The sequence below is a fragment of the Rathayibacter sp. AY1D1 genome (assembly GCF_002932635.1).
In the GTDB taxonomy this organism is placed as follows: domain Bacteria; phylum Actinomycetota; class Actinomycetes; order Actinomycetales; family Microbacteriaceae; genus Rathayibacter.
Map to the genome: position 1 here is coordinate 39,533 of NZ_PSVY01000026.1, position 7,293 is coordinate 46,825.

Sequence of the window (7,293 nt, forward strand, 5' to 3'; positions counted from 1 at the left end):
GGGGGAGGCGCGCCGGGGCGCCCGGGCCCCACGGGGGCTTGCGGAGGCGCGTGGAGCGGGGCGGTCAGCTCCGTCGGCTGCGGGCGGCGGGGGAGGCGAGCCCGGCGACGACCACCAGGGCCAGCACCAGGAAGAGGGCGTTCAGCAGGCCGTAGTGCTCGCCGAGGAAGCCGATCGCCGGCGGTCCGACCAGGAACGCGACGTAGCCGAGCATCGCCACCGCGCTGACACGGGCGGCCGAGTGCGGCCCCTCCGCCGCGGCCGACATGCCCACCGGGAAGCCGAGCGAGCAGCCCAGACCCCAGGCGACCGCGCCGACGACGACGAGCGCGTCGACCGGGGCGAGGATGAACAGCAGGATGCCGACGATCGCGAGCCCGGCGGAGGCGCGCAGCACCGGGACGCGGCCGAAGCGGTCGAGCACGGGCCCGCCGATCACGCGTCCGACGGTCATGGCGGCGACGAACACGCCGAACACGACGGCGGCGGTCGTCTTGTCGGTGCCGTGGCCGTCGACCATCGCCAGGGTCAGCCAGTCGTTCGCGGAGCCCTCGGCGAAGGCCATGCCCAGCATGATCAGGCCGATGAGGACGAGGCGGCCGTCGCGCCAGACGCCGAGGGAGGCGGCGACGCGCTCGCGGACCGGCGGCTTCACGGTGGTCGCCGCGCCGGAGGTGTCGAGCTCCTCGCGGACCGGGACGAAGCGGATCGCGATCACCGCGGTCACCGCGATCACCACGGCGATCGCGCCGAGGTGGACGGCGACGGGCACGGCCAGGGCGGAGGCGCCCGCGCCGATCAGCGCGCCGGCCACGGTGCCGAGGCTGAAGAAGGCGTGGAACAGCGGCAGGAGCGTCTTGCCGAAGGCCTTCTCGTTGGCCGCTCCCTCGACGTTCATCATCACGTCGACCGCTCCGTTGCCGAAGCCGAGCATCGCCATGCCGGCGAAGGCCGCGGGGAGGACGCCGATGACGTCGGCCGAGACGCCCAGCACCGCGAGCCCCGCCGCCGAGACGGTGAGGCCGAGCGCCATGCCGCGCCGGGCGCCGATCGCGCCCATGACCGGCGTCGAGAACGCGAGTCCGACGATCGCGCCGATCGACATCGAGAGGATCAGCAGGCCCACTCCGGCGGTCGAGAGCTGGAGCTCGTCGCGGATGGCGGGGGTGCGCGAGACCCAGGTGGCGATGGAGATCCCGCTGAGGACGAAGATCGTGAAGACGGCGTTGCGCCAGGCGACCAGCTGCGGGCGCGTGAGCGCGGACGTCGAGGTCATGGCGGTTCTCCTGGTGCGGGCGGGATCCGGACACCGGATCGAGAGGCGCGGTCGAATCGATTCGAAGCGAGCCGGTCTAAGCTATCCGGAACCCCGGGGACGGTCAACCGACGACGAGCGCGCCGCCCCCACGAGGAGGAACGTGGAACCCCGCAAGAGCCCCCGGCCGACGCTCGCCCGCGTCGCGAGCCGGGCCGGAGTGTCCCCCTCCACCGCCTCGCTGGTCTTCAGCGGCTCCGGCCCCGTCTCGGAGGCCACGAAGGAGCGGGTGCTGCGCGCGGCGTCCGAGCTCGACTACGCCGGCCCCGACCCGCGGGCGCGCTCGCTCCGCCGCGGCCGCTCGGGGATCGTGGGGGTCGTCGTGGACGAGCGGATGCTGCACGCGTTCCGCGACCCGATCAAGATCGCCATGCTCGACGGGATCGCCGACGTGCTCGGCGGGGTCGACGCCGGGATCCTGCTGCTCACCGAGACCGGCGACGGCGCGGGCCTGCTGGCGACGGCCCCGGTCGACGCGATGATCCTGGTCGGCTGCAGCCCGTCGGTCGACGACTCCGTCGCCGTGCTGCGCCGCCGGGGGGTGCCGGTCGTCGTGGTCGAGGGCCTCTCGGAGCTGGGCGGCGCCGTGATCTCGCTCGACAACCGCGAGGCCAGCCGGACCCTCGCGGAGCACCTGCGCGAGCTCGGCCACGAGCGGGTCGCGGTGGTCGCGCTCCCGTTCGCGAAGGACCGCCGCCGCGGCGCGATCCCGGCCGGCTGGCGCTCGAGCCCCAGCATCACTCCGGTCGACCGCCTCCTCGGCGTGCAGGACGTCTTCCCGGAGGCGTCGGTCGTCGCCGCCGCGGCGAGCTCCGTCGACGAGGGCGTCGCCGCGGGCCGCACGCTGCTCGAGGGGGCGGAGCCGCCGACCGCGGTCGTCGCGCAGAGCGATCTGCTGGCCGCGGGCGTGATCCTCGCGGCGGAGGAGCGCGGGCTGCGCGTGCCCGAGGACCTCTCGGTGGTCGGCTTCGACGGCGTGCAGGTGCCCGGTCTCGCGGCCGAGTACGACCTCACGACTATGGCCCAGCCCGCGGTCGAGAAGGGCCGTGCGGCGGGACGGGCCGCGGTCGCGCTCCTGGCCGACGAGGAGGCGGAGGCGGTCTGCTTCCACGCCGTCTTCCACCGCGGGAACACCAGCGCACCGCCGCGCTGACCGGAGTTGTCCACAGGCTTCTCCACAGGGGAGGAGTGCGGTCAGCGGAGCCAGACGTCGCTACGGACCCGGAGCCCGAGGGTGACCGCGCGGGCGCCGAGGAAGCCGACGGCGAAGGCGAGCCAGAGCGCGAGGAGGCGCCATTCGGCGGGCGCGGCGGGGGCGAGCAGGGCGAGCGGGACGAAGACGGCGAGGTTCGCGAGGCCGCTGAGCGCCAGGTAGCGGCCGTCGCCGGCGCCGATCAGCACGCCGTCGAGCACGAAGACGTAGCCGCCGAGCGGAGCGGTGAGGCCCACGACGGCGATCGCCGCGGGCAGCAGCCGCAGCACCTCCGGGTCGCTCGAGAAGACGTACGGCAGGACACCGCTCAGACCGGTGATCAGCGCTCCGAGCACTACTCCTGCACCGATTCCCCAGGTCACACAGCGTTTCGTGACGGCTCGGGCCTGCTCGGCGTCGCCCGCGCCGAGGAGGCGGCCCAGCAGCGCCTGCGCGGCGATCGCCACCGCGTCGAGGGCGAAGGCGACCGTCGAGAACAGCGTCATCGCCACCTGGAAGGCGCCCAGCTCCTCCGCCCCGAGCGAGGTGGCGGTCGCGACCGCGAGCAGGATCGCCGCGCGGAGGCTCGCTGTGCGCAGCAGCATCCAGCCGCCGGATCCCGCGGAGGAGGCCAGGCCCGCGAGGTGCGGCCGCAGCGGCGCGCCGACCCTCCGGGCGAGCCGCAGCGCGACTCCCGCGTAGGCCGCGAGCATGGCCCACTGCGCGATCACCGTCCCCAATGCGGAGCCGGTTATCCCCAGGCCGGCCGGGTAGATCAGCACGGCGTTGAGAGCGGCGTTGAGGGCGAATCCGCCGGCGGCGATCACCAGCGGAGTGCGGGTGTCCTGGAAGCCGCGGAGGAGCCCGGTGAGCGCGAAGACGCCGAGCATGGCGGGGATCCCGGCCATGCTCACCGCCAGGTACCGCACGCCCGCCTCGGCCACCGCCGGTTCCGCGCCGAAGAGCGCCACGACGGCCGGAGCGGTCAGCGCGCCCACCACGGCGATGCCGGCGCCGAGGAGCAGGGCCAGCCAGCCGCCGTCGATCCCGGCCGCCACGGCCCTTCGCTCGTCGCCCTCGCCGAGGGCCCGGCCGACCCGCGGAGTCGTGCTGTATGCGAGGAAGACCATGAGGCCGACGATCGTCTGCAGCACCGTGCCGCCCAGCGCGAGCCCGGCGAGCGGGACGGCGCCGAGATGGCCGACCAGGGCGGAGTCGGTGAGCAGGAACAGCGGCTCGGCGACCAGCGAGCCCAGCGCCGGGACGGCGAGCCGGAGGATGCTGCGGTCGAGGGCGGAGGTCACCGCTCGACGCTAGCGGCTGCCGGAGCTCCGGGACCGGCGTACCGTGGGCGGGATGCAGCGCTTCGGGATCGGGCTGGCGGCCGTGGGCCGGCCGGCGTACATCACGGCAGGGCGCGACGACGACCTCGGCCCCGCGGCCGAGCGGAGCGTCGACGCGCTGCGCGAGCGCACGCACCTGCTGCTCGACGCGGCGTGGGACGCCGGCGTCCGCTTCCTCGACGCCGCGCGCTCCTACGGGCGCGCGGAGGAGTTCCTCGGCGGCTGGCTCGCCCGGCATCCGGAGCGGCGGGCGGCGCTCACGATCGAGTCGAAGTGGGGCTACGAGTACGTCGGCGGGTGGGCGATGGATGCGCCGGTGCACGAGCGCAAGGAGCACTCGGTCGCGATGCTCGACCGCCAGTGGCCGCTCACGCTCGACGCGCTCGGCTCGGCGCCCGACTCCTACCTCGTCCACTCGATCACTCCCGAGAGCCCGGCCCTCACCGACCGCCCGCTGCTGGACCGACTGCGCGGCCTCGCCGGCTCCGGAGTGCGCGTCGGCCTCTCCACCAGCGGACCCGAGCAGGCGCGCGTGATCGAGCTCGCCCGCGCGATCCCGGAGTCGCCGTTCAGCGCGGTCCAGAGCACCTGGAACCCGCTCGAGCAGTCCGCGGGCCGGGCGCTCGCCGCCGCGCACGACGACGGCTGGCTGGTGGTGGTCAAGGAGGCCCTCGCCAACGGGAGGCTCGTGGCGCACCCGATCGAGCACGCCGGCGCCGCGCCGGACGCCGTCGCCCTGGGGGCCGTCCTCGCGCAGCCCTGGGCCGACGTCGTGCTGAGCGGCGCGGCGACTCCGGAGCAGCTGCGGGCCAACCTGCGCGCGCAGCCCCGGGAGCTCCCGGACCTCCCGGCGCTCGCCGTGGATCCGGCCCGCTACTGGGCCGAGCGCTCCGCTCTCGACTGGACCTGAGAGCACTCGAACGAAGTGAGGCGTGCGCTCCGGCGCCGCACGGGATAGCGTTCCTCTCAGCGCCCCGTCTGCCCTCTCTGCGAGGGCTGGCGCGCGGATCGGCCCTCGTGATATCCCCCGAGGGGATCCGCCCCGGCCCGCCACCCCTCTTCGAGTGCGGGCGAATCGAGCTTCCGGTTCTCAGGCGATCCGCAGGTTACGGGCGGGGCGACGGCAGTGCCAGAGGAAGCGGGGCGCGCGGGCTTAACGGGGGGTGACGCATCGGCGGGCTATTGCCGGGGAGGCCGGACGGCCGTGGTCCGAGGGGTCGATCCGGATGGCGCACTCGAGGAGCTCGGCGCTCCTCCACAGGGCGCGGATCAGCGCGGGCATCCCCGGGAACGATCGTCACGATCCCGAGCCCTCAGGACTCGGAGCCCCGCCGCACGCGGAGCCGCGTCTCCTCGAGGTCGAGCAGCGACTGGGCATCGCGGAGGATGCGCTGCGGGTAGGCGCGGCGCGAGCGCGCGTCCAGCAGCGCCTCCCGCTCGGCCGCGACCACGGCGAGGCGCAGCGCTCGGTAGAGGCGGTGCGGAGTGTCCGCGACCGACCTCTCCGTGCCGCGCGAGCGCTCCCAGGCGGCCTCGGAGCGGAGGAACGACGTCTGCCGCACCCGCTCCAGGACGTCCGGAGCGACGCCGTCGGCGCCCTCGACGGCGTCGCCCGGGTGCTCCAGCACCGAGAGGCCCTTCTCGGTGATCTCGTCGAGCAGGCCCGCGAGCGCGCGCTGGTCCTCGGGCACGTCGATCCCGCGGATGCCCAGCGCCCGGATCAGCAGCGGCAGCGTGCTGCCCTGGATCAGCAGGGTCGCGACGGCCACGGTGAAGGCGATCAGCACGAGCTGCGGGCGGTAGGGGATGTCCTCGGGCAGCGACTGCGCGGCCGCGAGGGTCACCACTCCGCGCATCCCGGACCAGCCGAGCACCAGACCGCCGCGCCAGCCGATGCCGTTGCGGCTGAAGTGCCGGTAGTCGCTGCGCCGCAGCAGGTAGCGCCGCTTCGCCCGGCCGCGCTCCTCCTTCGGCAGCTCCTGCGCCTCGGGCGACTCGAGCAGCTCCTTCTGCTCGCGGGCCCGGCGCTCGGCCCGGCGGGTCTGCCAGCGCTCGCCGAGGAGGACCGGGCCGACCCAGAGGAAGCGCACGACGATCAGCCCGACCACCGCGATCAGGCCGATCCCGACCGCTCCGGGCACGGAGAGGCGTGCGCTGTCGGCGTCGTGGATCAGCGAGCGGATCTCGAGACCGATCAGCAGGAACACGCCGTTCTCGAGCAGGAACTGCACGGTCCGCCAGTTGATCCGGTCGTTCACCCGCGACTGGGCGGTGAAAGCGCGGGGGGAGGCGTGCCCGGTGTGCAGGCCGGCGACGACCACGGCGAGCACGCCCGAGGCGCCCAGGCCCTCGGCGGGGATGAACGCGACGAAGGGGACGATGAAGGAGAGGACGGTGTTGAGCACCGGGTCCTCGAGCCGCGAGCGGACGAAGACGGTGACGACGCTGGCCACGAACCCGACCACGACGGCCACGACGACCGCGTAGAGGAAGTCGCCGATCGCGGCCCACGGCGTCGCGAGCGTCCCCGCGGCGGCGGCGAGGGCCGAGCGGAGGAGGACCAGCGCGGTCGCGTCGTTGATCAGCCCCTCGCCCTCGAGCAGGGTGAGCAGCCGCGGCGGGAGGCCGAGCCGCCGGCCGACCGAGGTCGCGGCGACGGCGTCGGGCGGGCTGATGATCGCGCCCACGGCGATCGCCAGGCCCAGCCCGAGCTCGGGGAGGAGGAGGAAGAGGAGCGCGCCGACACCGGCCGCCGAGATCAGCACCAGCACGACCGACAGGCCGGTGATGGTGGTGAGATTCCGGCGGAAGTCGATGAACGGGACGCTGAGCGCCGCCGCGTACAGCAGTGGCGGCAGCACGCCGTCGAGCACCCACTCGTGCGGGACGACCACCTCCGGCACCCCGGGGATGTACGAGAGGCCGACGCCGGCGAGCACGAGGACGATCGGGGCGGCGACGCCGAGGCGCCGCGAGAAGACGGCGACCGCGACGAGGACCGAGACGCCGACGATCGCGGCGATGCCCAGCTCCATCAGCGGAGGCTCTCAAGGGCGCAGAAGGGCATGGTCTCGTCTCCAGGGGGTGGCGGGCGATCGCCCGGGACGAGTCTGCGCCTCTCGGCGGATGCGGAGCAGGGGGTTGCGAGCACCCGGCGTCCCGCGCCGGGGTCAGCCGTCGTCGCGAGCGGCGCGGCGGTCGAGCAGGCGGGCGAGCGCGAGGAGGAGCGCCATGGCGCCGAGCGCCGCGACGGCCAGGGCGAGCGCGGCGCCGGGCTCGAGCGTGATCCCGCGCTCGACGACCTGCGCGCGCAGCACCGGGTCGGCCGAGACGACGAGCAGGCCGATCGAGGCGGCGGCGAGGACGAGTCCGTAGAGGACGGCGCCGACGCGGATCCGCGTCGGCGCCGTCCTCTACGGACTCGTCCTCGCCGCCGCCTCGAT

Annotated in this window: 6 protein-coding genes; 2 read left to right on the forward strand and 4 right to left on the reverse strand. The window is 74.8% G+C overall.

Features of this window, described 5'->3' with window-relative positions:
- Nucleotides 1-64: 64 nt before the first annotated feature.
- Nucleotides 65-1,276: an MFS transporter gene (locus C5C56_RS14160; RefSeq protein WP_104225755.1), complete on the reverse strand. Its 1,212-nt coding sequence runs from the start codon at nt 1,274-1,276 to the stop codon at nt 65-67.
- A gap of 142 nt (nt 1,277-1,418) precedes the next feature.
- Here C5C56_RS14160 and C5C56_RS14165 point away from each other — a divergent pair, with 142 nt between their 5' ends.
- Nucleotides 1,419-2,468, forward strand: coding sequence for a LacI family DNA-binding transcriptional regulator (locus tag C5C56_RS14165; RefSeq protein ID WP_104335426.1), 1,050 nt, complete (start codon nt 1,419-1,421; stop codon nt 2,466-2,468).
- A 41-nt stretch (nt 2,469-2,509) separates the two neighbouring features.
- Here C5C56_RS14165 and C5C56_RS14170 read toward each other — a convergent pair whose 3' ends face one another.
- Entirely contained in the window at nt 2,510-3,811 is a 1,302-nt protein-coding gene (locus C5C56_RS14170; protein WP_104319805.1) for an MATE family efflux transporter, read from the reverse strand.
- 52 nt (nt 3,812-3,863) lie between these two features.
- Between C5C56_RS14170 and C5C56_RS14175 the strand changes: the two genes are divergently transcribed.
- Complete coding sequence (locus tag C5C56_RS14175; protein ID WP_104225753.1) at nt 3,864-4,760, forward strand: aldo/keto reductase; 897 nt, start codon at nt 3,864-3,866, stop codon at nt 4,758-4,760.
- Between the two features lie 403 nt (nt 4,761-5,163).
- Here the strand turns inward: C5C56_RS14175 and C5C56_RS14180 are convergent, their stop codons facing one another.
- Nucleotides 5,164-6,885 (reverse strand): sodium:proton antiporter, encoded by a 1,722-nt coding sequence (locus tag C5C56_RS14180; RefSeq protein WP_104319806.1) that lies wholly within the window; start codon nt 6,883-6,885, stop codon nt 5,164-5,166.
- A gap of 135 nt (nt 6,886-7,020) precedes the next feature.
- Nucleotides 7,021-7,167, reverse strand: a complete 147-nt coding sequence (locus C5C56_RS17990; RefSeq protein WP_181125774.1) for a hypothetical protein — start codon at nt 7,165-7,167, stop codon at nt 7,021-7,023.
- Nucleotides 7,168-7,293 lie beyond the last annotated feature (126 nt).